Here is a 24,468-nt window from a genome sequence, read left to right as displayed (position 1 = left end):
TACGATTTTTATTTCGTAAAGAAGCGGCTATATCATTTTTCTTGTTTATTACTATCCATTTGTTAATAGGCGAAAGCCTTAAATCTGTAGCTGTTGGTAAAAGAATTAATTATCAATTCGACTCCTGCCGGAGTTACCATAGCGTTGATTGAAGACAAACAACTTGTTGAGCTTCACAAAGAACAAATCAATAATAACTACGCCGTAGGCGATATTTATTTAGGCCGCATTAAAAAAATTATGCCCGGCCTGAATGCTGCTTTCGTGGATGTTGGTTATGAAAAGGATGCATTTTTGCATTATTTTGATTTGGGCCCTCAGGTGCAATCTTTAATTAAGCTAACTAAGATCAAGCGTAATGGCTCGGTTACAGGCACATTATTAGACAATTTAAAGCTAGAAGCCGATATTAATAAGGCAGGCAAAATTTCTGATGTGCTGAGTAAAAACATGCTCCTGCCCGTACAAATTGCTAAAGAACCAATTTCTACCAAAGGACCGCGTTTAAGTTCCGACCTATCTATTGCCGGCAGGTATGTGGTACTGGTGCCATTCTCCAATACCATATCCGTATCAAAAAAAATTAAAAGTAATACCGAACGTAATCGTTTAAAAAAGATTATCGAAAGTATTAAGCCTCAAAATTTTGGGGTTATTATCAGAACCGTTTCTGAAGGCAGAGGAGTTGCCGAAATGCAAAAAGATCTTTTAGACCTGATTGCAAAGTGGGAAAACTTCACTAAAAAAGTGCCATCAACCGAACCCTCAAAAAGAGTTTGGGGAGAAATGGACAGATCATCGACATTAATACGCGATATTCTGAACCCTGATTTTACAAACGTTTACGTAAGTACACCCGAACTGTACGACGATATCCGTTCTTATGTTCATGATATTTCTCCGGAAATGGAAAAAATTGTGAAACTGTATAAACAGAAAGAACCAATCTTCGATCATTTTGGTGTTGAAAAGCAGATTAAAAATGCTTTCGGCAAAACCGTAAACTTACCCGGTGGCGCTTACTTGGTTGTAGAGCACACCGAAGCACTCCACGTAATAGACGTGAATAGTGGAAACCGTACTGCCAGTAAAGAAAACCAGGAGGAAAATGCTTTACAGGTAAACAAAGAGGCGGCTAAAGAAATTGCCCGTCAATTGCGACTGCGCGATATGGGCGGTATTGTGGTAATCGATTTTATCGATATGCACAAACCAACAAACCGTAAAATGCTATTCGATTATTTGCGTGAGCTGATGCTATTGGATAGAGCCAAACATACCATTTTGCCTCCGAGCAAATTTGGTTTGGTACAAATTACCAGACAACGTGTACGTCCGGAAATGAACATTGTTACGGTAGAAAAATGTCCGGCCTGCGACGGGACCGGAGAAATTAAAGCGAGTATCGTTTTAATGGATGATATTGAGAACAACCTTAATTATATTTTAAGAGAGCAGAATGAAAAAGGCGTAACATTATGTGTTCACCCTTACATCGAAGCTTACATTACAAAAGGTATTTTCAACCTTCAACGCCGCTGGTTCTTTAAATATGGCCAGTGGATTAAAGTGAAGGCACAATCATCATATTACTTAACTGAGTTTCACTTCATCTCAGCAAAGGATGAAGAGATTAAATTATAACTCAAAACATTTTAACAGAAAGCCTGGATTTTAAAAGTCCGGGCTTTCTTGTTTAAGTACGCTTCAAAGCAGAAACACCAATTCACAAAACGCTTAATTGTTCAAAAAAATAAAAACACTTTCAATCCTGAAAGGTTAAATTCGTAGTCTAAATTTCAATCAATTGGCAAAATCAAAAACTGCATATTTCTGTCAGAGCTGTGGCTACGAATCGGCAAAATGGCTGGGTAAATGTCCATCGTGTAACCAGTGGAATACTTTTGTTGAAGAAATCGTAGAGAAAAGCCCTGCGTCTGTACCAACCTGGAAAAACGACAATACCAGCAGAAAGCTAAGTAAACCAAGTAAAGTAGATGAGATACAATCTTCTACAGAGCGGCGTATACTAACCGGAGATAAGGAACTTGACCGTGTTTTAGGCGGAGGTTTGGTAGAAGGCTCGCTGGTTTTAATCGGTGGGGAGCCTGGCATAGGAAAATCAACTTTAATGCTACAGCTGGCATTGAACATCAAAGGGAAAAAGTTACTGTATATCTCTGGCGAGGAAAGTGAGCAACAGATTAAAATGAGGGCCGAACGGATTAAAGAAAGTCCTTCTTCTGATTGCTATATCCTAACCGAAACTTCGACCCAAAACATTTTTAAGCAGATTGAAATACTCGAGCCCGAAATACTGGTAGTAGATTCGATCCAAACCCTGCACTCCTCGCATATCGATTCTACACCGGGCAGTGTATCGCAGGTAAGAGAATGTACAGCCGAATTGCTACGTTTTGCGAAAGAAACCGGAGTGCCGGTATTCTTAATTGGCCATATCACGAAAGATGGCGCTATTGCTGGCCCGAAAATACTGGAGCACATGGTTGACACCGTTTTACAGTTTGAAGGCGACAGGCATCATGTTTACCGCATTCTGCGATCGATTAAAAACAGGTTTGGAGCTGCAGCTGAACTGGGCATTTATGAAATGCAGGGAAGCGGACTCAGAGAAGTTTCAAACCCATCAGAAATCTTACTCTCGCAACGCGATGAAGAATTAAGCGGAATAGCCATAGCAGCAACGTTAGAAGGTGCCCGGCCCATGCTTATTGAAACACAGGCTTTGGTGAGCCATGCGGCTTATGGTACTCCACAACGATCGGCAACCGGCTTTGATACCCGACGGATGAATATGCTACTGGCTGTTTTAGAAAAACGTTGTGGTTTCAGGCTCAGCACACAGGATGTTTTCTTAAATATTGCTGGAGGAATCAGGGTTGAAGATCCTGCAATCGATCTGGCAGTACTTATTGCTATTATTTCATCTCATCAGGATATTGCCATTTCGTCAAAAAATTGCTTTGCAGCAGAGGTTGGCCTATCAGGTGAAATAAGGGCTGTAAACAGAGTGGAACAACGCATTGCCGAAGCTGATAAACTGGGTTTTGAATGCATTTATATTTCTAAGTACAATTTAAAAGGTATTGACGTTTCTAAATACAATCTGGAGATTAAAGCTGTAAGTAAAATAGAAGAAGTATTTGAGCTAATTTTTGGTTAAATTTATAAAGATAGGCCTCTCACTCAAATGAAGATATCGAAACCTGCTAGTTGCATATTTATTGCTTTATTTTTTTTATCAATTTCCAATCTATGCTTTGCGCAATATTCAATTACGGGCAAAGTATTAAATGCATCAAACAATTTACCATTAGAAAGCGCTACAGTATTTGTTAATACGACTAGTTATGGAACAAAAACTGATAAACATGGCAACTTTATACTTCATAATGTAAAAGCTGGATATTATGAGCTGATCTTTTCCATGGTAGGTTTTAGAACCTATAATGCTCAAGTATATGTGCAACATGCTGATAAAAAAGTACCAACAATAATCTTGGAAGAAAAAGTGATTCCTTTAATTGATGTCAATATTACACAGACTAAGAAATTAGGCAGTAGGTATATAGAGATGTTCAAGCACGAAATATTAGGTACTTCTGAATTTGGCAAACAATGCCGTATCATCAATCCTGAAGTTATAAAACTTAATTTCGATAAGGAAGAAAACAAATTGACGGCTTACTCTACAGATTTCATGATTATCGATAATAAGGCCCTTGGGTATCGTTTGAAGTATTTGGTTGAAAACTTTGAACGGAATGAAAAAACGGAACTTATATCCTATGTAGGCTATGTTTTATTTGAGGCGATGAAAGGAAGTGAAAAGCAGCAGCAAGAATGGAATGAAAAACGAATTGAAGCATATTCAGGTTCACTACAGCACTTTCTCCGTTCGTTGCTGGGAAATAATATTAACAAATATAAAGAGACTGGTTTTTTAGTAATGACAGACACGCGGATGGAGAATATGTATCGTCTGCCAGATTTAATTATCAATAAAAAAATCAGCTTATTTAAGGAAAAACACAGTAAGACAGATCAAGATTCTCTCTTTTTCTGGACAAGTATGTTACAACAACCTAAATATATTGAGGTATTAGACACGACAAAGTTGCAAACAAAGCAGGTTGTTCATCTAACTGATCGAAAGGGATTATACTCACTTCGAATAATTACCGATACCAATTATGTGAATAGGTGGCCATCTATCAAAGTCCATGGCATAAAAAGAACTGATCTCAGATGCGATACTTGCCAATTTAAAAATTCATTGTACGTTACTTATATAAAGTACATACCTGAAAAGTCAAAAAAAACTTATCAATCTCTTTATCGTCCGTCATCATCTATTGCTCCCACCCCTGAAATGGATAAGATGGCTAGTTTAATTTCGATTTTAAATGGAAATGTTTTTTTTGACTGGAATGGTGTAATTGTTAATCCAATGAATCTGAAATTAGAACGCTACTGGGCTAAATTGCGCCTTGGCGACCTACTTCCTATTGATTATGCTCCTATGTAAATTTGAGTATGGAAGGGACAATCATGCTTTGAAGCAATTTATATTTCTAACGATAATTTAAGATTAAAACAATTAGTTAAATAGAGTAAGTTTTCGGAATGGTGTCGCGTAAAAATAAACTTGGGGAAACATTTCAACAACTTTCCCCAAATTGATGAATAAATTTTCCACTTTAAAATCTGGCATAAATACAGCGCAAAAAGCATTAAGCTGCTGAAATACAAATAATTACAAACAATTCCAGGTTGACACTCCAAAATGGAATAACGTTTGCCTTAAAGGACTTAGCTAGTTATATATCACTCATTGGTTTGATTTAATAACTAAGTTCGAAATAGGGATGATTTGCCCCGTTAGTGGATGCTAGCGGGGTTTTTTCCTTTTTAGCTATTTAGACTTTTTTTAAATAACTTTGAACAGATAATAACTGGAACTAAATTCATAAAAAATGAAAAAGATTATTTTAAGCATTAGCTTCTGCCTGTTTGGTGCTATTGCATTTGCTCAAACGGCCTATACCGGTCAGAAATTTGGCGAAGAAGTTAAACCCGGCGATGTTAAACCAGCTGCTAAAATGGAAGCTGCTATGGGCGACAAAAAAACAGCCGAGATGAAAATAGAAGGCAAAGTAGTTGATGTATGCAAGAAAAAAGGATGCTGGATGACTTTGGAAATGCCAAATGGCGACCCCATGCGCGTAACCTTTAAGGATTATGCCTTCTTTATGCCAAAAGATATTGTGGGTAAAAATGTGATTCTGGATGGTTTAGCTAAAAAACAGACCATTTCTGTTGAAACCTTGCGTCACTACGCAGAAGATGCAAAAAAGACCCCTGAGGAAGTTGCTAAAATTACCGACCCTAAAAAAGAACTTGCTTTTGAGGCCAAAGGTGTGGTGATACTTGATAAATAGGAAAAGCGGAAAGACTAAAGCTTAAAGCATAAAAAAAACCGATGCAGCATTTGCACCGGTTTTTTTGTTGATTTTATTCTAATTATAAAACCCAGTTCCAGCCAAACTCATCTGGAGCTAAGCCATAACGGATATCGTTTAATTTTTTAGCAATACCGTTTGAAATGTGCCTTGTTGCAGGATCAGTTAATTTATAAGTCTGACCATTGTAACCCATTTCGCCAACGTGTGTTACGGTAGCAGCAGTTCCGGCAGCAAAAGCCTCGGTAAGCGAACCGTTTTCAATCCCCTCTATTACTTCTTTAACAGATACCCTGCGTTCTTCTACTTCAACACCAGCTTCTTTAGCCAGTTTGATGATAGTATCGCGTGTAACGCCATCTAAAACCGTGCTACGCACTGATGGAGTAACCAGTTTACCATTAATTACAAAAAGTAAATTGGCTGTTCCGGCTTCTTCGATGAACTCGTGTGTTACCGAATCTGTCCAGATTAACTGATCGAAACCTTCTTTTTTAGCTTGTTCGAAAGGATATAAAGAACGGGCATAGTTACCTGCAGTTTTGGCAAAACCAACACCACCATCATCGGCACGTGTATATTCAGTTTCGATCTTAACCTTTAAGGCACTGCTATAATATGGTCCGGTTGGCGTAGTTAAAAGTACAAATTTATAGGTATCAGAAGCTTTTACACCTAAATAAGGGTCCATTGCAAACATTACCGGACGGATATATAGTGCGTAATCTTCCTGAGATGGCACCCATTTCTCATCAACGTTGATTAATGCAGCCAAACCTTGCATAAAAATTTCTTCAGGAATGGTTGGCATCGACATCCTTGCCGCTGATTTATTAAAACGTTCGAAGTTTTTATCTGCACGGAAGACACTAATTTTCCCATCAGGCTGACGGTAGGCCTTTAATCCTTCGAAAATTGCCTGTCCGTAATGAAGGGCAGAAATTGCCGGACTCATTGGAATTGGTCCATAAGGCAGAATCTGTAAATTTTTCCACTCGCCGTCTTCGAAATCGGCAGTAAACATGTGATCGGTAAAAACCTTACCGAACGGTAATTGCGAAAAATCAGTAACAGTCAAACGTGTTTGATCTGCCTTGCTGATTTTTATATCCAATGTCTCGGTCATACTTCTTTTAATTTTGAATAATTGAATGCTTAAATTATTGAAAGCTTCTTATCGGCTAATTCAATAATTCATTAATTCTATCATTCTTTAATTCAATCATTAATTATTTTGCGCAAATTAAGAAAAAACAGGCTTTTTTAATAGTTTTTTCTAATATTAATCTTTGTTTTTGAGTGTTTTAAGTACACTAAGCAAGCGCTCACAGGTTAGTACTTTCTTCAAACCCAGCTAGGATACGCCCATAAAGATTTTGCAACAAATAAGTAAATTTTATACATTTGGAATCAGGGCGATGGGGTACCGCCAAAACCGCCAAAACAGGCTGATGACTCCTACGATTTTATTAAAATTGATTTAAATGCCTGTTAAAAAATTAGGTGAAGGATTTTTGCTGTCTTTCAACCACTTCATTAAAAAAGATTTCGGTTTAATATTAACCAGCACCCTGAAATGGCTGCTTATTTCGCTTGTACTTGGCAGTATTATCGGTTCTGCCTCAGCATTGTTTCTGGTAAGCCTTAACTGGGCAACAAATTACCGCGAGCAGCACCTGTGGATTATTGCATTTTTGCCTCTTGCCGGTTTACTTATTGGCCTGGCCTATTATTATTGGGGTACAGCAGTTGTAAAAGGGAATAATTTGTTAATAGAAGAACTGCAATCGCCGAAAAAGATTATTCCGTTAATTATGGCTCCCCTAATTTATGCCGGTACGATTATTACGCATTTGTTTGGAGGCTCGGCAGGCAGAGAGGGAACTGCAGTACAAATTGGCGGGGCTTTTGCCGACCAGCTAACCAAAATATTTAAACTTAAACCCAGAGACCGGAAAATTATCCTCATTTGTGGCATCAGCGCAGGTTTCGCCTCTGTTTTTGGTACCCCCCTGGCAGGAGCAGTTTTTGGTTTGGAGGTTTTTGTTGTGGGTTCGGTGATCTACAGTGCTATCCTACCATCGTTTATTACGGCCGTAATTGCCGACTATACCTGTAAAGCCTGGGGAGTTGGACACACACATTATGCCATTGCCAGCGTGCCCGACATGAACGCCATTAATTTATTCCTATCGCTAGGTGCCGGAATATTGTTTGGATTAACAGCACGCCTATTTTCTTCTATGAACCATGGGATTTCAAAGCTTTTCAGTAAGGTTAACTATCCTCCCCTTCGGCCGTTTATTGGTGGGTTTATTTTAATTGCACTTATTTACCTCATTGGTAGTACCCGCTATATTGGCCTGGGTATCCCGGTTATATCAGAAGCTTTTACGCAACAAGAGCCCTATTATACCTTCACCATTAAATTATTTTTAACGGCATTAACATTAGGAGCCGGTTTTAAAGGTGGCGAGGTTACCCCTCTTTTCTTCATCGGCGCAACATTGGGCAGCTTTATCAGCCTGTTTATACCGCTACCTTATGGCTTGTTAGCTGGAATGGGGTTTGTGGCCGTTTTTGCCGGCGCAGCCAATACGCCTTTGGCTTGTATTTTTATGGGCGTAGAACTCTTTGGTACCTCATCCGGAATTTACGTTGCCCTGGCTTGCGTTACCGCTTATTTATTTTCGGGCCATACAGGTATTTACAAATCACAGGTTATTGGTGCACCCAAACATTTGTTATTGAAAAGGCATCAGTTTCTGAAATAAGCAGGGAATGGCGCTGGGCTAAAGATAAAATCAGCGGGAAGCCACAATTTAGCTGTATCCCGCAGATTTTGCTGATCGAAGAAGAACTAATTCCGTCATCTTTTTTCACATTTCAGCCCTTAAAGTTTAAAAGAGTCGCCATCTCGACTGAAGCGCAGCGAAATGGAGAGATCTTTAAATAGATTTAGCTTCGCTGAGCACTCCGCTCGAAATGACGATTAGAGGGATTAATAAAGCACCCTAAACTTAATGGTATGCTCAATCTTTTTAAGCGATTTGAACAATTGTTTATCGTATTCGGTGTTAATATCGGTAATGGCGTAACCAATTTCAGAATTGGTCATTAAAAACTGGCCTACAATATTGATATCGTGCTTGGCGAAAACCGTATTGATTTTAGCCATAATACCCGGAACGTTTTTATGGATATGGATTAAACGATGCGATTTATCAATTTTAGGTAACTGCAAATTCGGGAAATTGCTGCTTAAATAAGTAGCACCGGTATTCATAAAATCGGTTACCCTTTTCGGGATAAAATCGAGGTTACGCGGGTTGTTCTTTTGATCATCAAAAACTACAATACCCTGTTTGGTACATAAATCTAAATCGATCTTATTTTTTGCATTACCTAAATAACCTATAGTTTTAAGCTTAACTGCATTTTTTAATTGATCTTTGGTTAGCTTTTCGCCATCTGCCAAAAGGATAATCCCAACATCTTTAACATACTTCTCTTCGAAAGTAGTTTTATGCCTGATAGATAAACCATCATTTTTAAGAATCGAAATGGTTAAAGGATCAACATCACCAATTACCAGACAAAGAATCCTGTTTTTTGGATAGGAAATGGCACGCGGAAGATTGTTAACATATAAGAATTCATCAAAGCTCGGCGTAACGTGGTCTGCTTTTGCCACAATGCTTTCGCGGGCAATATTCTCGGTAAAAGCAAAAAACTTATTAATTAAGCCACTCTCGCGCAGCTGAAAATCAGAATAGCCATCGCCTATACCAAATAATTCGCCCTCCAGTTTTAAATGTTGAAGCAGTTTTACTTTTCCGCCTTCTTCACTTAACGGGTTGGCATGGTCGTAATCGATAATTTTTCCGTCGCCGGTGGTTACAAAGGTATTGGCATAAATGTTTTCCTTTTTAATGTGGTACTGGCTCACCACAGGCGTAATAAACTCCTTAAATCCCCCCGAAACGATTAAAACTTCGTCGCTATGTTTTTTAAAGAAAGCCGCATTACGCGAAAAAGATGTAGACACCTTCTTTTTTAAATGTTTAATCAACTGTTTCAGGTGATCTTCGTTGGCTTCTAAAAGTTTAACACGCTGGGCTAAACTCTCGGAGAAAGACATTTTGCCTTCCATGGCAAAGTTGGTATAGTCTTCAATTTTTTGGAAAATGGCCTCTTTGTCTGGGTGGTTCTTTAAAGAGATCCTCGCGAGTTCATCAAGTGCTTCTACCTGAGTAAAAGTACTATCGAAATCGATAATGTAATAAGCTTTTTGTTTGGGCATTATTTTAAGTGTTGGGTAATTTCCTGTATGCTTTGGGATACCGGTTTAAATGTAATTCCAGTTTCCGCTATAATCTTATTATTGCTGTAATAACTGAGTGTTATGCTGCTTTTGGCAGTGTCTTTGGTTATTGAAGGCTGCTTGCCGGTAAAAAGAGAAACAAATTTAAGTGCCCTCCAGGCTAATCCCAGCATCCATGGTTTAGCTTCTTTGGTTGGTGCTTTAACCGAAAAACCTTTAGCTATATCGGTAAAAAGATCTTTATAATGATAGTCACTGGCCGAAATAATATAACGTTCGCCCGAAACTTCGGCTTCCATCAATAAAATCATGGCTTTAGCTACATCTTCCACATCTACAAAACCCGAGGCTCCATCGGTATAAAAAGAAAAACCATCTTTTACCAGCTTGAAAATAGCTCCGCTTCCTTCAAAACCAGCATTTTTACCAATAATAACAGATGGATTAACGATTACAGCGTCAAGCCCTTCGGTAATGCCCCGCCAAACCTCCATTTCGCCCTCGTATTTGGATAAGCCGTAGGCATGCGCCTGAGCATCATATTCCCAAAAATCTTTTTCGGTTATTTTATTATCTTTTTTAGCATTACCAAGCGCCGCAATAGAGCTCACATGCAGCAAGCGGCAATTATTTTCGGCACAAAGGTTTACAATATTCGATGTACCATCAATGTTGACATGAAAAAGCTGTTTCTTATGTTTCGAATTTAAAGATACAAATGCCGCACAGTGATAAACTTTTGTAATCCCCGCAAATGCATCTTCGAGGGCTGCAGTTTCGTTAATATCGGCATCAAACCACTCTATTAACGGGTTGTTACTAATTAAAACCGGAATTTTAGAATGCGCACGCTTTAACGCCCGAACAGGTAAACCTTTATTGGTTAATTGTTTAATCAGTTCAGATCCTAAAAATCCCGTGCCTCCGGTTACCAGTATCATTTTATTTTTTTCGAGCTATATGTGGAAATACGCATTCAAAAATAGATATTTGAGCCGAGAGTTTTAAATATATGTCATTAACGGATTTTTTTTCGCCCATAAACGCCGATAGTTTTACCCCAAAACAAGGATTTTTTACAAGTCAGTTGGGTTTAAAAGCGCAAATTTATACCGAATCGTTCCCCGATTTTGAAGAGAACACTTACGATCTGGCCATTTTTGGCGTACTCGATGGCCGTGGCGCAGTAAACAATGAAGGTACTGCCCTCGCACCCGATTATTTCAGGGAAAAATTTTACCGCCTTAACGAAGGGGCTTTTACCAGCCGGATCGTAGATTTAGGTAATATTAAACATGGCGCAACCATTGCCGATACTTACATTGCGGTTAAAATGGTGGTGACGGAGCTGATCAAAATGAACATTATACCGGTTATTATCGGTGGCGGACAGGATTTAACCTATGCGCAATATTTAGGTTACGAAGACCTCGAGCAAAAGGTAGACCTGGTAATTATCGACAATCAGTTCGATATTGGCGATGACGACCATGAAGGGATTGCTACCCGCTCTGACTGCTATCTGAACAAGATTTTTTTACACCAGCCCAATTATCTCTTCAACTTTAGCAATGTGGGTTACCAAACCTATTTTGTAAATCAGGAGAGTTTAAGTGTAATGGATAAGCTTTATTTTGATGTACACCGCCTTGGCGAATTTGCACAGGATATTACACTAACCGAACCGATTATCCGCAACGCCAACATGATCAGTTTTGATATCGGTGCTATTCGCTCAGCCGATGCCGCAGCCAATGCCAACACCACACCAAATGGTTTTGATGGCGAGGAAGCCTGCAGATTGGCACGCTATGCCGGCATGAATGACAAGCTAACCTCAATCGGTTTTTACGAATTTAATCCTGCTTACGATAATAACGGACAAACTGCTTTTTTACTGGCTCAAATGGTTTGGTATTTTGTTGATGGGTTTTATGCCCGCAAAAAAGACTTTCCACTTACACCAAAATCTCAGTTTATTATTTACAGAACGAGTTTGAAAGATGGCTCGGGCGAAATGACCTTTGTTAAAAGTAAAAAATCAGACCGCTGGTGGATGCAGGTGCCATACCCATCGGGCCAATCTAAAAATGAGCGTTATCATTTGGTGCCTTGCCGTTACGATGATTACCAAACTGCAGTTAATGGCGAAATGCCTGATTTATGGTGGCGCACCTATCAGAAATTAAACTAAAAGCTCCTTACCCGAATGGGCTAATATAATTTTACACAGGCCTTAACGTTTTAAGTCCTATATTTGAACCAATTAGACTAACTTCAATTTTATGAAAAAGACATTATTATTTGCAATGGCACTTTTGCCACTCGCAGCCTTGGCGCAAAAGCCGTTTACTGTTACAGGTTATATTAAAGGCCTGAAAGATGGCGATAAGATATACCTGATTTACCGTGCAGATGATAAATCAGTAACAGATTCAGTAACGGTTGATAAAGGTACTTTTATATTTAAAGGTACTTTAGTGGATCCAGCTGCCGGAAACCTATTTCTTAACAAAAACCCCTACGTTAACCGTCCGGCAAAAGGCGAGATACTTGATTATACCCCCCTTTTTCTTGAAACTGCTGACATCAAGATAATCGGCACAGATTCGATCAAAACCGCAGCGATCAGTGGATCGGTGATCAACGATGACAGCAAAAAATTAAAGGCCCTGACCAAGCCTGTTGATGATCAGATCAACGCCATCAATGTAGAGTATTCGAAACTTACGCCAGAGCAGCAAAAAGATCCAAAAGTAAGAGAAGATGCAATGGGCCGGTATGAAAAAGCAACGGCTGCACTAAACCCTATTTTATTGACATACGCAAGCAATAACCCTAAGTCGTATATCAGCTTAACAGCGCTTAGCCAGCTGGCTTCAGATCCTGATCAGGCCCCTTTGGCAGAAAAAGCTTTTACTGGCTTATCTGCTGATTTAAAAGCGACATCAACTGGTAAAAGAATTGCAAAGATATTTGAGGCCAGTAGAAAAACTGCTATTGGTGCAACCGCTATGGATTTTACCCAAAACGACGCTGATGGCAAGCCGGTAAAATTATCTGATTTTAAAGGTAAATATGTATTGGTAGATTTCTGGGCTTCATGGTGCGGTCCGTGCCGTCAGGAAAACCCAAATGTAGTTGTGGCTTACAATAAATTTAAAGATAAAGGCTTTACGGTATTGGGTGTTTCTTTAGATGGCGGAACAACCAGAACCACTAAAGAAGGTTGGTTAAAAGCAATTGAAGCCGATAAATTAACCTGGACGCATGTATCTGATTTAAAAGGATGGAGCAACGAAGTAGCCCAAATGTATGGTATTCAATCTATCCCTGCTAACTTTTTAATTGATCCAAACGGAAAAATCGTTGCCAAAGGATTAAGAGAGCAGGCCTTGCAAGATAAACTTCAGGAGTTATTGGGAAGTAAATCGAAGTAAGGATATCTGTCAATCGACTGGATTTCTCGGCTTCGCTCGAAATGACGATCCTTTGCCTGCATGACGAATAAAGAAACCCGCAGATCAATAAAATCTGCGGGTTTCTTTTTATATAAATTTAGCATTTAAACCAAATCAAAGCCGATATCTTCTCTGAAGTATTTTCCATCAAAGTAGATTCTTCCGGCATCGGCAGTGGCCGATTGTAAAGCGGTAAATAAATCTTTCTGCAAACTGGTAATTGCAATTACCCTACCACCGTTGGTTTTAACCACATCGTTTTCTAAAAGTGTTCCGGCGTGGAAAGCATTAGAGTGACGCAGGTTTTCGATGCCCGTAATGGCTTTACCTTTTAAATATTCGCCTGGGTAACCACCCGCAACAATCATTACTGTAGCAGCAGTTTGCTCTGAAATAACCAGGTTCACCTGATTTAACTGTTTGTTGGCACTGGCGAGAAACAATTCTAACAAGTCGTTTTCGATACGCGGAATAACACTTTCAGTTTCCGGATCGCCCATACGTGCATTGTACTCAATTACATAAGGTTCTTCGCCTACTTTGATCAAGCCAAAGAAAATAAAACCAGTATAATCGATGTTATCTTTTTTCAAACCATCTACTGTTGGTTTAATAATACGCTCCTCTACTTTAGCCAAAAACTCTGGCGTTGCAAACGGAACCGGAGAAACCGAACCCATACCACCTGTATTTAAACCAGTATCGCCCTGACCAATTCTTTTATAATCTTTGGCTGATGGAAGGGTAACATAATTCTCGCCATCGGTTAAAATAAATACCGAAAGTTCAATTCCACTTAAAAATTCTTCGATAACCACCGTTGCTCCGGCTGCACCGAATTTACCGCCTAGCATCAGTTTCAATTCTTCCTGTGCTTCTACAGTTTCGGTACAAATTAATACACCTTTACCTGCAGCCAACCCATCGGCTTTTAAAACCACTGGCAAAGCATGGTTCTGCAAATAAGCTAAACCATCTTCCAATGTTTCGGGGGTGAAAGATTTTGATGCCGCGGTTGGAATCCCATGGCGCTCCATAAACTGTTTAGAAAAATCTTTACTTCCTTCTAAAATAGCACCTTCTTTTTTAGGCCCGATAACGGGAATGTGTGCAATCGCCTGATCGGCAAGGAAAAAATCGTGAATACCATTTACCAAAGGTTCTTCTGGCCCTACTACAACAAGTTCAATATTCTCGGCAAGAACTACTTTCTTAATGGAATCAAAATCGTTTACATTGATGTTGATATTGGTACCGTATGCACCTGTACCACCATTTCCGGGTGCAATAATTAATTTATCGCAGTGCGAAGACTGGCTCATTTTCCAGGCAAATGCACTTTCTCTGCCGCCTGAACCTAAAAGTAAGATATTCATATAGGGCAAAGATAATAAATGAAGGATGGAAAATGGAAAAAAGATGGAACATGGGGAATGGAAGACGGATAATGGAAAATGGAGGAGGTTGTTCCTTAATAGTAATCATTACATCTTCCATCCTACATCATCCATCTTACCTCACTTAGCGCTTCTCGTCATTTGTTCCAGCATATCCCACATTTCGTTCGGGATTGCTTCTAAACCATTCATCTGACCAGCGCCCTGCAGCCATTCGCCTCCATCAATTGTAATTACTTCGCCATTAATATAACCGGAGAAATCGCTCACTAAAAACGCAGCCAGATTGGCCAGTTCCTGATGGTCGCCTACCCTTTTTAGTGGCACACGGTTTTTAAAATCGAATTTCTTGGCCAGGTCGCCGGGCAATAAACGCTCCCAGGCGCCTTTGGTTGGGAATGGTCCGGGGGCAATTGCATTGGTACGGATACCATATTTACCCCACTCTACTGCTAAGGACCGGGTTAAGGCCAAAACCCCACCCTTGGCACAGGCCGATGGCACCACATAAGCCGAGCCGGTAAAGGCATAAGTTGTAATGATATTTAGCACCGTAGCCGGCTGCTTTGCTGCAATCCAGTGTTTACCAAAGGTAAGCGTGCAGTTAACCGTTCCCTTTAAAACAATATCGATAATGGAAGAAAAGGCATTGGCCGACAGGCGTTCGGTTGGTGAAATGAAGTTACCTGCCGCATTATTTAGCAGTGCATCAACTGAACCAAATCTTTCGAGTGTTTTGGTCAGTACATTTTCTACCTGTGCAACCTCCCTTACATCGCAAGCTACTGCCAATACTTTACCTCCGGTTTTCTCTTCCATTTCGTCGGCTGTTTTTTGCAAAACATCCTGCTTACGGCTGGTGATTACCAGATTGGCACCTAATTTCAGGAAATAAACGCCCATGGCTTTGCCAAGCCCGGTACCGCCACCGGTAATTACAATGGTTTTTCCTTTTAAAGCGTCGTCTCTAAGCATAGGTGAATTATAACTGAACATAAGCTGTGTGGGTTAATTGGTTAACTCTTTTATTGTTGAGCTTGTTTTATTGCTAAATTGTTGGGTTTTGTTAAATTGGTTAACTGTTCAAGTTGGTTAATCGTTGAAACTGGTTTATTGGTTAACTATTTATCGTTGAACTTGTTTTATTGCTAAATTGTTGGGTTGTGTTAAACGGGTTAACTGCTCAAGTTGGCTAATCGTTGAAACTGGTTAACTGGTTAACTGTTTATTGCAAACTACCAACTGCACACTGCCAATTGTAAACTGAAAACTGCCAACCTAAATTACTTCCGTTGCAGACTAGCCAAAATGGTTTTTAAAATTTGTCGTGTTGCCGGCGACCACCATTGTTCAAGCATTTTTGCTAAGGTAGCCGATTGATCGGCGGTTACCGCAGCAATCAGTTCTTCGCGAATGTTAAGTTTGCTCTGCGACCAGGTATTGCCTTCAAGCTCCATATATTTCTTAATCTTGCGTTCGGCAGCAGTGAGCAGGCTTTCGTTCCGTACCAGTTCATCTACCAAACCCACTTTAAGCGCTTCTTCGGGATTATACAACTTACCCGAAAGCAAGCTGCGGGTTGCCTCGGCCTTGCCAATCCAGAAAGCATACAACTGAAAAATGCTGTTAGGCACAATAATACCTACCGGCACTTCATTTAAACCAATAATATACTGTCCTTCGGCCATCACGCGATAATCGCAAGCTAATGCCATTACGCAACCACCCGCAGGGCTATGTCCGCTTATTGCAGCCACCATTGGCTTTTTGAAGGAAACCAGATTTGCGGTAAAGCCTAAAAACAGCTCCCAAAAAGATTTGGCCTCGGCTTCATCATAATTATAGAGCTCTACAAGGTCTAGTCCAGCCGAAAAGAAAGGAGCTGTACCGGTTAAAATAACGCCACCAATGTTATCATCGGCAGCGATATTTTTTAGCATATCATCCAGTTCGGTAATCAGTTCGCGGTTTAAGGCGTTCGATTTTCCTCTATCTAATGTTATCGTAGCTAAACGATCTTTAACGCTTACTTTTATGGTGTTCATGGTAAAATAGTATCAGGTTTTGAGTAGCAAGTAAAGTAGCTATGACGAGTATCAAGATTCTAGATGGGAATATCAAGACTAAAGTATTGATACTGTATCAGGATAGAATTATCAAAACCGCCACCACAAGCTATGCTTGCATAACAACTCAAATTTATCTATTTTTCTTTATTTCACATCATAAGTGTAAACTTTTCTTGCCAAATGACCGAGCGCATCGATTCCTTCTATTACTACGCGGTAATTTCCTGGTTCATCGGCATTATAAAATTCAAACTTAGCTTTGCCATCGGCCCCGGCAACTACTTGTGGGTTCCAGTAAATGGTTGTCCTTAAATCGGCTCGGCTGCTGGTACTTGCTGCATCGTATTTAGGTGAGTAGAACTCCCTCGAAACTGTAAATCCTTTAGGACTTAATGTAACTATGCCCGGCGCATAGCGATCGGAACTTCTGCCTCCATCACCACGTTTGGTCGTAATGATGATTACACCACCCCCACCTTGCGAACCATAAATGGCTGTGTTACCAATGCTTTTTAACAGCTCTATCGATTCTACATCTGATGGCACTACATTATCCAGAAAATCGGCCTCCATTCGCATACCATCTACAATCAGCTGAATAGGTATATTTTGGCTGCGCATCAGGTATGGAATATTTCCCCTGAAAATTACTCCCGGTAAGCGCCCCTGTAAACACTGCGAAAGGGTAACGCAAGTCGAGAGCTGATCGGCAGTTAACACGAAATCGGCCCTTCCTGCCCCATTCAGGTTCGAAGAATTTTTAGCCGGGTTTTTCTTTTCGGTAATAGTTACTTCCTCCAGTTTAATGGTACGTTCTAACAAGCCCAGGCGGGTCATTTCGTTAAAATAATTATCGCTTTCTTTAATGTATTTCATTAAAGTATTGTTTACGTTAATATCGATATCGGCTCCATTTTTACTTTTGGTTACAATTTGTCCGGGCACTATATCGAGGTTAATATCCACAAATTTACGTTCGGTTTTGGTACGGGCCTGTACTACAAATTTAGTGCTGTCGCCAAAGCTCAGGTTATCAAAAACGAATTTACCCTCGGCATTGGTTACGGTATCTAAAATGTATAGCGTACCTTTTGTAGCCATCAGCATCACTTTACCACCGGCCACAGGTTTGTTGCCTTTGGTTACGGTACCACTAATGGTAATAGATTGCTCTGGCTGGTAGGTAATGTTAGGGCCTACATTATTGATGATATTTTTCCATGTAAACCGTCTCCAACCCTGGGTAAGCATCAGGTTGTCGAGTTCTCTTTGTGTTTGAACATCATCCTTTAAAAAATAATGGTTCGGTTTTTCTACATAACCAACCAAATCAGAGGTAAGTAAAAGCGAAGTGAGGATATTGGTTTCATTATCCGGATCTGGAGCTACCTTGGTTGCATTCGTAACTGCTACAGAAAAACTGCCCAATACAGGTTTACCTTCACTGGATGCATCGAAACTAAAACTGGCTTTCCCCTTTCTGGAAGTGGCCACATCGCCGATATTTAGCGATACATCAATTAAATCGGCTTTGTTGGTTACAAAAACCAATCGCTCGGCAACGGGTTGGTTGGTTGCAGAAAAGAGGGTAAACTGTACAATCCCGGCCGGTAGGTTCTTTTTAGGAATGTTGGCCATTAATACCTGTTTATCCATTTTGGCTTTCGAAACGTAATATACTGTGCCGCCATGTTGTGCAACTACTTTTAGTTCATCGCCATTAACCAAATCGGTACTGGCCATAATCTTTAGCGATACTTTAGCGGTATCGGTATTATTTAACGAAATGGCATAACCACTTTTAGCAGCCAAAGGAAGCTTGAATGTTTTTTCAGAACCATCTTTGAATTTAACTTTTGCCGAGTAAACCCTACCTGACTGGCTGTTGAACACGAAGTTACCCATGCCGAGGTAGCTGGTGGCAAAACTGGTTACAGTAGCTCCGGTTTCATCTACAATATCGCCCTGCACATCTTCGCCTTTGCCACTGGGGTCAACGGCTTTAATGGCAATTTTTTGAGGTAATTCTTCAATCAGGGTACCACCTTCGGGCATAAACTGTACATCTACATCATTCGAAGTTGAGGTAATCGGGATCGATTTGATTACCTTTTGCTTATTATCGAGGGTAATGGAGGCAACAATTTTCCCTGATTTATTTTGAAAAGACTGATTGCTGGTAAAACTGATTACGGCATCGCCGGTTAAACTGGTTTTTACCTTGCCTTTGGCTACACTCCGGTAATCGAGCTGAACATCGTAACTCACCTCATTTTCACTGTAGGCAATACCGTTTTTATCTTCGAAATGAATGGTAGCTGTTACTTTATCGGTGTTGTTCTCTTTAGTAAAGTTGTAGGTGGTTTTGGTAAATACTTTATTGGCCCAACTGTTTCCAATTTTAATGGTTTTATCGAAAAAGAATGCTGTTCCGAAATTACGCATGTAATTGGTGTAGGCCCTGATCCGGTAATTTCCTTCGCTCAGCGAATCGGTGAGTTTAAAATCGCCCCAGGTAATGCCGCCCATTAAGGGGAGTTTAACCAGTTTTTTAAGCGAATCTTTTTCGTTAATGAGCTCTACATATAAAATTTTGCTCATGCTGGAAGGAGCCGATGTTTTGGTATTTACAACATAGGCTTTAAACCAGATATCATCGCCAATGGCATAATAAGGTTTATCTAAATGCAGGTGTACTTTTTCCTGAGGATACTTCGTGGTATAATCTTCCAGCTTCTGTAACAGCTGGCTAAAAGGATCATCGTCCATTTTAAATGCCGTGAAGCCAATTAATAGCAATACAAAACTGAGGGCGAGAATAATTCTGGGTTTCATGTGGTTAGGTAAAATAAATATGCCTCAAGGTACAAAACCTGAGGCATATTTTTATGAAGAACACATGAAATTTGAATATAATACTAAATTTCTAGTTTAAGATTGAAGGGTTGGTATATCTAACCAATCTTACTAATTGTGGTATTTACTCATGAAAAGCTCCTGCAGTGTGCGGCAAACAATTATGAGGGTCATGAAACCTTCCTGCAGTATGCGGCGCCAAATCATGAGGGTCATGAAACCTCCCTGCAGTATGCAGCACCAAATCATGAGGGTCATGAAAGCCTGCCGCTATGTGCAGTGCCAAATCATTTAAAATTTGTTTTTCCACATCATACTTTCAACCGGACGTGTGGTTTTATTGTTGTATTTAGCATTCCCTTTAGTGTTGTACATGGTGCCGATATTGCCTTCTACCACAAAATAGATGAGCTGCCCAATGGGCATACCTGCATAAACCTTTACGGGTTGCGCAACTGATATTTCCAATGTCCAGGTATTACAGAAACCTACATCACCTTTTCCTGCGGTAGCATGAATATCGATCCCTAAACGGCCTGTACTGCTTTTTCCTTCCAGAAAAGGTACGTGACCATGCGTTTCGGTATACTCTAAAGTAACACCAAGGTAAAGCGTTCCGGGCTGAAGGATATAACCATCTTTCGGAATCTCAAAATGTTCGATCTCATTATGGGCTTTGGCATCCAGCACACGGCTTTTATAGGTAGCCAAATATTTCCCCAAATGTACATCATAAGAGTTTGTTCCTAAACAATCGCGTTTAAAAGGCTCAATGATGATGGTACCCTTCTCAATTTCTTCTAATATCCTGCTATCAGATAATATCATTTTTATGCGTATTTTTGGCCTAAATTATCATTTATTTAAGATAATTTTGCATGTAATCTCCAATTTAATCAATGCCAATAATTTACAACCAAAATATTGATGCACATGCTGTTTTAGCCATCTGGAAAATTGAAGAAACAGAAGATGAATTGTTGGCAGGGCTGCAACTCAAACAGCACGAACATGATATCATCTCATCGTTAAACAGTGGCAAAAGGTTGCTGCACTGGCTCAGCACCAGGCTTTTACTCCGCACTATGCTCAATACCACCGAGTATATCGATTGCCAGTTTGATGAGCATGGTAAACCTTACCTGGTTAATTTTGATTACCACATTTCGTTAAGCCATTCTTACGATTACGCCGCGGTAATGATTAGCAAAGATTATGCTGTTGGGGTTGATATTGAACTGATTAAGCATAAGATAAAAAGCATCAAGCACAAGTTTTTGAGCGATGTAGAGCTGGCACAAAGGCAAATTGGCGATAATACCGATGGTCTTTATGTTGCCTGGTGTGCTAAAGAAGCCATCTACAAATGGCATGGCAAAAAAGGACTGGAGTTTAAGCAGCATATCCACATTAAGCCTTTTAAATTAAAAAATGAAGGTGCCTTAAACGCCTTGGTAGAGTTGCCAACAGGTACACGCGAGCTAACCGTTAATTATTTTAAAACCAAAGATGGCTACATGCTGGGCTACGTAGCCGGCAATTATTAAACACAAATGGAGATGAACGAGACTGCAGAAAAAGTAATTGCCAAAGATTTAATGCCAACAGTTTTTACCGATTGGGGCTTAACCGACTACCAGCAGGCCTGGGATAAACAGGAAGACCTGCTGAACCAAACGGTTGCCATTAAAACGGCCAACCGCGTAAACAACACGCACACGACTACCCCCAACCACCTGATTTTTTGCGAACACCCACATGTTTATACCCTGGGCAAAAGCGGTCACCCCGAAAACCTCTTGCTTGATGAGCAGGGCTTAAAAGATAAACAGGCTACTTATTATAAAATTAACCGTGGAGGTGACATTACCTATCATGGTCCGGGGCAGATTGTAGGTTACCCGATATTGGATCTCGACAATTTTTTCACCGATATCCATCTTTACCTGCGCACTCTCGAAGAAGCTGTAATTTTAACTTTGAAAGATTATGGTATCGAGGCCGGCCGTTATCCGGGCTACACCGGTGTGTGGCTGGATGCAGATAACGAAAAAGCCCGGAAAATTTGTGCCATGGGCGTTCGCTGCAGTCGCTGGGTAACCATGCACGGTTTTGCTTTTAATGTAAATGTAGACCTCGATTATTTCAAAAACATTGTACCCTGCGGAATAGACGATAAAGCAGTTACTTCTTTACAGCATGAACTTGGCCGTAAGCTCGACATGGAAGAAGTGAAAACAAAGCTAAAAAATCATATTGCCAGCCTGTTTAAAATGAAACTGGTTTAGTTGCCGTAAAACATATTACAGCAGCCGAATAAAACTAATGCCGGATTTACTTCGTAAATTAAGGTATGAAGATTTTATTAAGCGCCATTTTATTTTCTTTATTAACTTCGGGCTGTACTAAGCACGAAAACATGCCTGCAAATACGGATAATCCTATTACAAATCCCATTACCGGAGGAAGCACTTTTAGCTATCTGGCGCTGGGCGATTCATACACAATTGGCGAAGCAGTTAAGCAAGAGGAATCTTTCCCCTATCAACTGCAAAACTTACTAAAAGGCAAAAATATCAGGGTGGCCAATCCTAAAATTATTGCGGTAACCGGCTGGACTACCGATGAACTACAGGCTGGTATTAAAAAAGAAAACTTAAGCGGAACTTACGATTTTGTTACGCTGCTCATTGGTGTAAACAACCAGTACCGCGGCTATCCCCTTAGCACTTACCGCCAAGAGTTCGCAGAATTGTTACAAAAGGCCATTGCTTTTGCAGGTGGCGATAAGCAGAAAGTTTTTGTGGTTTCTATACCCGATTGGGGTGTTACACCTTTTGGCAAAAACTCTGGAAGAGATACCAAGGCTATTGCTGCTGAAATAGATAGTTTTAATGCTGCAAACCAGGAAATCACGGTTGCAGCTGGTGTAAACTATACCAACATTACGCAGGCATCGAGAAATGCAGCAACCGATAATGCATTGATTGCAAGTGATGGCTTACACCCCAGCGGCAAAATGTATGGCCAATGGGCCGATGCGTTATTAACAAAGGTGGCCACTGTGTTGAAATAATTTAACTCCCTGTTTATCTGTTTTTAAATTAAAAAAATTACATTAGTTTAACTATTTAAATTAATAACCTTTAAAAACATTTAAAATTATGAATGAGTATGAATCAAGTGGTGTACTAGCCGGAATTGGTGCAGGAGCTGTAATTCTTTATTTGGCAATAATCGTAGTTATGATTGTTGGCATGTGGAAAGTGTTCGAAAAAGCCGGTAAACCAGGCTGGGCTGCAATTATTCCCATCTATAATTTAATCATTTTACTAGAAATTGTTGGTAAACCAATGATCTGGATTTTATGGTTGATTATCCCTTGTGTAAATTTTGTATTTGCCATCTGGCTTTACAACCTGGTAGCTAAAAGTTTTGGTAAATCTGAAGGCTTTACCGCAGGCCTTATTATCTTCCCATACATTTTCTGGCCAATTTTAGGTTTTGGATCGGCTACTTATTTAGGCCCATCAGCTGCTGAGGCTCAAAATGGTGGTTTTGGAAACAATCCATTCAACAATCCAAACAACCCTTTTAATAATCCTTTCGGAAATCAAGATAAACCAAGCGATACACCACCACCGGTAGTATAAGCGATTATGTTTATCCTTTTTATATTTTGCAGCTTAATCAACCTGGTTGATTGGCTGCAAAATCATTTAATCTCCTGCCCATTTAAAGCTTTAACCGGTATAGATTGCCCCGGGTGTGGGTTTCAACGTTCTTTTATTGCACTAATTCAAGGCGATCTATCCAAAAGCTGGCTGCTCTATCCGCCAACTATTCCTTTACTGATCTTATTTATTGCAGCAGGCTTGTTTTATAAGTTCCCCATTAAAAACCAATCTCTGATTCTAAGAATACTGATCATTGTTGTTGGCAACTTTGTAATGCTTTCTTACCTGTACAAAATGTTGTTGCACTAGTACCGAATTTAAACATTCACCATTGAGGTTAGGTGTTTATAATCTTTAAGTACCGTTTCTAAAAATTGTAACTCATTCATACCCGCCGGAATGCTTACCACAATGTGGGCTTTTGTTTTAGCGGCCATGGTATAAATCAGCTCGGCATTGCCTGTTTGGTAATAGCTTGTTAACACTTCGTGAATGAGTTCGATCTCGCGGTCATTTAAATGGAGTACATCTTTAAACTGGGCTTCGTAGGTTTCGGGCAGGCTAAAGCTAAAGGCCATGTTGGTAAACTGTGTTCTTGGATTTGTTTTAATCAAAGTTGTTTTGCCTAAGATATCACCTAAACGCTGGTGGTTTTTGGTTACGATTACCGATATCAGCGCTACTACACCCCAGCCTAAGGGAATACCGAAATCAATTGTCCTGAAAAGCCACCTTAAAATATACTGGCTCAGGGTTGGCTGTCCGCCGTCAAGGCTAATCACTTTTATTTTAAGCACCTTCTTCCCTAAACTTTGCCCATCCATAATGAGCTCACAAACCAAATCGTAAAAAACAAAAATAGCGAGGAATACAATAAAGATAATCTTTCCGCCACCCGACATGGTTGCCTCGCTGGCCCCCATCAAAATCAGCGCAATTATCCCCAATACCAGAAAAATGCCCAAATCTATGCATCTGGCTGCGATGCGCTCGCCCAGGCCGGCAATTTCATAAGAGATATCGATATTTTGAGCAGTGCTAATTTTGATACTATCCATATTCAAACATAATTTTTTTTAAGGATAATCGCTGTATATCAACTGCTAATTTTTTAACTAAACATTTCTCATATTTTGCTGTCATTTTACCTTATTGATTCTTTATACATAAAAAATTAACTATTTTAACCCAAGATTTGGTA

At 39.9% G+C, this 24,468-nt stretch carries 21 protein-coding genes and 1 riboswitch; of the genes, 12 read left to right on the top strand and 9 right to left on the bottom strand.

Annotated features, from left to right (window positions below; translation table 11 throughout):
- Positions 1–93 precede the first annotated feature (93 nt).
- From HWV58_RS03445 to HWV58_RS03430, 4 genes are all read left to right on the top strand, one after another.
- Positions 94–1,644, top strand: a complete 1,551-nt coding sequence (locus HWV58_RS03445) for an Rne/Rng family ribonuclease (RefSeq protein ID WP_124558186.1) — start codon at positions 94–96, stop codon at positions 1,642–1,644.
- A 163-nt stretch (positions 1,645–1,807) separates the two neighbouring features.
- The gene (gene radA / locus HWV58_RS03440; protein ID WP_175632761.1) at positions 1,808–3,184 is read left to right on the top strand and encodes a DNA repair protein RadA; all 1,377 of its coding nucleotides are present in this window, start codon (positions 1,808–1,810) and stop codon (positions 3,182–3,184) included.
- Positions 3,185–3,211: 27 nt separating this feature from the next.
- Entirely contained in the window at positions 3,212–4,549 is a 1,338-nt protein-coding gene (locus HWV58_RS03435) for a carboxypeptidase-like regulatory domain-containing protein (protein ID WP_175632760.1), read from the top strand.
- A 448-nt stretch (positions 4,550–4,997) separates the two neighbouring features.
- Positions 4,998–5,462: a DUF4920 domain-containing protein gene (locus HWV58_RS03430; protein ID WP_175632759.1), complete on the top strand. Its 465-nt coding sequence runs from the start codon at positions 4,998–5,000 to the stop codon at positions 5,460–5,462.
- Positions 5,463–5,544: 82 nt separating this feature from the next.
- On the opposite strand, the gene HWV58_RS03425 is transcribed toward HWV58_RS03430, so the two are convergent.
- Positions 5,545–6,609 (bottom strand): branched-chain amino acid aminotransferase, encoded by a 1,065-nt coding sequence (locus HWV58_RS03425; protein WP_175632758.1) that lies wholly within the window; start codon positions 6,607–6,609, stop codon positions 5,545–5,547.
- Between the two features lie 279 nt (positions 6,610–6,888).
- A riboswitch (Fluoride riboswitch) is annotated at positions 6,889–6,951 on the top strand.
- 16 nt (positions 6,952–6,967) lie between these two features.
- Here HWV58_RS03425 and HWV58_RS03420 point away from each other — a divergent pair.
- Positions 6,968–8,257 (top strand): voltage-gated chloride channel family protein, encoded by a 1,290-nt coding sequence (locus HWV58_RS03420; protein WP_175632757.1) that lies wholly within the window; start codon positions 6,968–6,970, stop codon positions 8,255–8,257.
- 227 nt (positions 8,258–8,484) lie between these two features.
- Here HWV58_RS03420 and HWV58_RS03415 read toward each other — a convergent pair whose 3' ends face one another.
- Both HWV58_RS03415 and HWV58_RS03410 read right to left on the bottom strand, forming a co-directional pair.
- The gene (locus HWV58_RS03415) at positions 8,485–9,786 is read right to left on the bottom strand and encodes an HAD-IB family phosphatase (protein WP_175632756.1); all 1,302 of its coding nucleotides are present in this window, start codon (positions 9,784–9,786) and stop codon (positions 8,485–8,487) included.
- Positions 9,786–10,748 (bottom strand): NAD-dependent epimerase/dehydratase family protein, encoded by a 963-nt coding sequence (locus HWV58_RS03410; protein ID WP_175632755.1) that lies wholly within the window; start codon positions 10,746–10,748, stop codon positions 9,786–9,788. The genes HWV58_RS03415 and HWV58_RS03410 overlap by 1 nt, the downstream gene beginning before the upstream one ends.
- A 71-nt stretch (positions 10,749–10,819) precedes the next feature.
- On the opposite strand from HWV58_RS03410, the gene HWV58_RS03405 reads away from it, so the two are divergent.
- Positions 10,820–12,001 (top strand): formimidoylglutamase, encoded by a 1,182-nt coding sequence (locus tag HWV58_RS03405; RefSeq protein WP_175632754.1) that lies wholly within the window; start codon positions 10,820–10,822, stop codon positions 11,999–12,001.
- Between the two features lie 91 nt (positions 12,002–12,092).
- Positions 12,093–13,247: a TlpA disulfide reductase family protein gene (locus HWV58_RS03400; protein ID WP_175632753.1), complete on the top strand. Its 1,155-nt coding sequence runs from the start codon at positions 12,093–12,095 to the stop codon at positions 13,245–13,247.
- Between the two features lie 125 nt (positions 13,248–13,372).
- Here HWV58_RS03400 and purD read toward each other — a convergent pair whose 3' ends face one another.
- The 5 genes from purD to dcd form a co-directional block, all read right to left on the bottom strand.
- Positions 13,373–14,644 (bottom strand): phosphoribosylamine--glycine ligase, encoded by a 1,272-nt coding sequence (gene purD / locus HWV58_RS03395; RefSeq protein WP_175632752.1) that lies wholly within the window; start codon positions 14,642–14,644, stop codon positions 13,373–13,375.
- 141 nt (positions 14,645–14,785) lie between these two features.
- Positions 14,786–15,640: an SDR family oxidoreductase gene (locus HWV58_RS03390; protein ID WP_235972640.1), complete on the bottom strand. Its 855-nt coding sequence runs from the start codon at positions 15,638–15,640 to the stop codon at positions 14,786–14,788.
- A gap of 308 nt (positions 15,641–15,948) precedes the next feature.
- Positions 15,949–16,710 carry an enoyl-CoA hydratase/isomerase family protein gene (locus HWV58_RS03385; protein ID WP_175632750.1) on the bottom strand — a complete coding sequence of 254 codons (762 nt, stop codon included), beginning with the start codon at positions 16,708–16,710 and terminating at the stop codon, positions 15,949–15,951.
- Between the two features lie 168 nt (positions 16,711–16,878).
- On the bottom strand, positions 16,879–19,569 hold the full coding sequence (locus HWV58_RS03380) for a carboxypeptidase-like regulatory domain-containing protein (protein WP_235972639.1): 2,691 nt from the start codon (positions 19,567–19,569) through the stop codon (positions 16,879–16,881).
- Positions 19,570–19,881: 312 nt separating this feature from the next.
- Complete coding sequence (gene dcd, locus HWV58_RS03375; RefSeq protein WP_175632749.1) at positions 19,882–20,418, bottom strand: dCTP deaminase; 537 nt, start codon at positions 20,416–20,418, stop codon at positions 19,882–19,884.
- Positions 20,419–20,489: 71 nt separating this feature from the next.
- On the opposite strand from dcd, the gene HWV58_RS03370 reads away from it, so the two are divergent.
- The 5 genes from HWV58_RS03370 (at position 20,490) to HWV58_RS03350 (ending at position 23,576) form a co-directional block, all read left to right on the top strand.
- Positions 20,490–21,137: a 4'-phosphopantetheinyl transferase family protein gene (locus HWV58_RS03370; protein WP_175632748.1), complete on the top strand. Its 648-nt coding sequence runs from the start codon at positions 20,490–20,492 to the stop codon at positions 21,135–21,137.
- A 12-nt stretch (positions 21,138–21,149) separates the two neighbouring features.
- Positions 21,150–21,878: a lipoyl(octanoyl) transferase LipB gene (gene lipB, locus HWV58_RS03365; RefSeq protein WP_175632747.1), complete on the top strand. Its 729-nt coding sequence runs from the start codon at positions 21,150–21,152 to the stop codon at positions 21,876–21,878.
- 65 nt (positions 21,879–21,943) lie between these two features.
- A complete protein-coding gene (locus HWV58_RS03360) occupies positions 21,944–22,666 on the top strand; it encodes an SGNH/GDSL hydrolase family protein (RefSeq protein ID WP_175632746.1) in 723 nt (240 codons plus the stop codon).
- 88 nt (positions 22,667–22,754) lie between these two features.
- Positions 22,755–23,243: a DUF5684 domain-containing protein gene (locus HWV58_RS03355; RefSeq protein ID WP_175632745.1), complete on the top strand. Its 489-nt coding sequence runs from the start codon at positions 22,755–22,757 to the stop codon at positions 23,241–23,243.
- 6 nt (positions 23,244–23,249) lie between these two features.
- Positions 23,250–23,576 (top strand): DUF2752 domain-containing protein, encoded by a 327-nt coding sequence (locus tag HWV58_RS03350; protein ID WP_175632744.1) that lies wholly within the window; start codon positions 23,250–23,252, stop codon positions 23,574–23,576.
- A gap of 8 nt (positions 23,577–23,584) precedes the next feature.
- Here HWV58_RS03350 and HWV58_RS03345 read toward each other — a convergent pair whose 3' ends face one another.
- Positions 23,585–24,325 carry an RDD family protein gene (locus HWV58_RS03345; protein WP_175632743.1) on the bottom strand — a complete coding sequence of 247 codons (741 nt, stop codon included), beginning with the start codon at positions 24,323–24,325 and terminating at the stop codon, positions 23,585–23,587.
- Between the last annotated feature and the right edge of the window lie 143 nt (positions 24,326–24,468).

The organism is Pedobacter ghigonis, assembly GCF_903166585.1.
GTDB lineage: Bacteria > Bacteroidota > Bacteroidia > Sphingobacteriales > Sphingobacteriaceae > Pedobacter > Pedobacter ghigonis.
Note: the sequence above shows the minus strand (reverse complement) of the source record. Positions and strands in the feature narration are given on the sequence as shown.

Excerpts from the sequence above, each read along its gene's own strand:
- HWV58_RS03435 (WP_175632760.1), top strand. The coding sequence starts at position 3,212 with ATGAAGATATCGAAACCTGCTAGTTGCATATTTATTGCTTTATTTTTT.
- HWV58_RS03430 (WP_175632759.1), top strand. The coding sequence starts at position 4,998 with ATGAAAAAGATTATTTTAAGCATTAGCTTCTGCCTGTTTGGTGCTATT.
- HWV58_RS03425 (WP_175632758.1), bottom strand. The coding sequence starts at position 6,609 with ATGACCGAGACATTGGATATAAAAATCAGCAAGGCAGATCAAACACGT.
- HWV58_RS03420 (WP_175632757.1), top strand. The coding sequence starts at position 6,968 with ATGCCTGTTAAAAAATTAGGTGAAGGATTTTTGCTGTCTTTCAACCAC.
- HWV58_RS03415 (WP_175632756.1), bottom strand. The coding sequence starts at position 9,786 with ATGCCCAAACAAAAAGCTTATTACATTATCGATTTCGATAGTACTTTT.
- HWV58_RS03410 (WP_175632755.1), bottom strand. The coding sequence starts at position 10,748 with ATGATACTGGTAACCGGAGGCACGGGATTTTTAGGATCTGAACTGATT.
- HWV58_RS03405 (WP_175632754.1), top strand. The coding sequence starts at position 10,820 with ATGTCATTAACGGATTTTTTTTCGCCCATAAACGCCGATAGTTTTACC.
- HWV58_RS03400 (WP_175632753.1), top strand. The coding sequence starts at position 12,093 with ATGAAAAAGACATTATTATTTGCAATGGCACTTTTGCCACTCGCAGCC.
- purD (WP_175632752.1), bottom strand. The coding sequence starts at position 14,644 with ATGAATATCTTACTTTTAGGTTCAGGCGGCAGAGAAAGTGCATTTGCC.
- HWV58_RS03390 (WP_235972640.1), bottom strand. The coding sequence starts at position 15,640 with ATGCTTAGAGACGACGCTTTAAAAGGAAAAACCATTGTAATTACCGGT.
- HWV58_RS03385 (WP_175632750.1), bottom strand. The coding sequence starts at position 16,710 with ATGAACACCATAAAAGTAAGCGTTAAAGATCGTTTAGCTACGATAACA.
- HWV58_RS03380 (WP_235972639.1), bottom strand. The coding sequence starts at position 19,569 with ATGAAACCCAGAATTATTCTCGCCCTCAGTTTTGTATTGCTATTAATT.
- dcd (WP_175632749.1), bottom strand. The coding sequence starts at position 20,418 with ATGATATTATCTGATAGCAGGATATTAGAAGAAATTGAGAAGGGTACC.
- HWV58_RS03370 (WP_175632748.1), top strand. The coding sequence starts at position 20,490 with ATGCCAATAATTTACAACCAAAATATTGATGCACATGCTGTTTTAGCC.
- lipB (WP_175632747.1), top strand. The coding sequence starts at position 21,150 with ATGAACGAGACTGCAGAAAAAGTAATTGCCAAAGATTTAATGCCAACA.
- HWV58_RS03360 (WP_175632746.1), top strand. The coding sequence starts at position 21,944 with ATGAAGATTTTATTAAGCGCCATTTTATTTTCTTTATTAACTTCGGGC.
- HWV58_RS03355 (WP_175632745.1), top strand. The coding sequence starts at position 22,755 with ATGAATGAGTATGAATCAAGTGGTGTACTAGCCGGAATTGGTGCAGGA.
- HWV58_RS03350 (WP_175632744.1), top strand. The coding sequence starts at position 23,250 with ATGTTTATCCTTTTTATATTTTGCAGCTTAATCAACCTGGTTGATTGG.
- HWV58_RS03345 (WP_175632743.1), bottom strand. The coding sequence starts at position 24,325 with ATGGATAGTATCAAAATTAGCACTGCTCAAAATATCGATATCTCTTAT.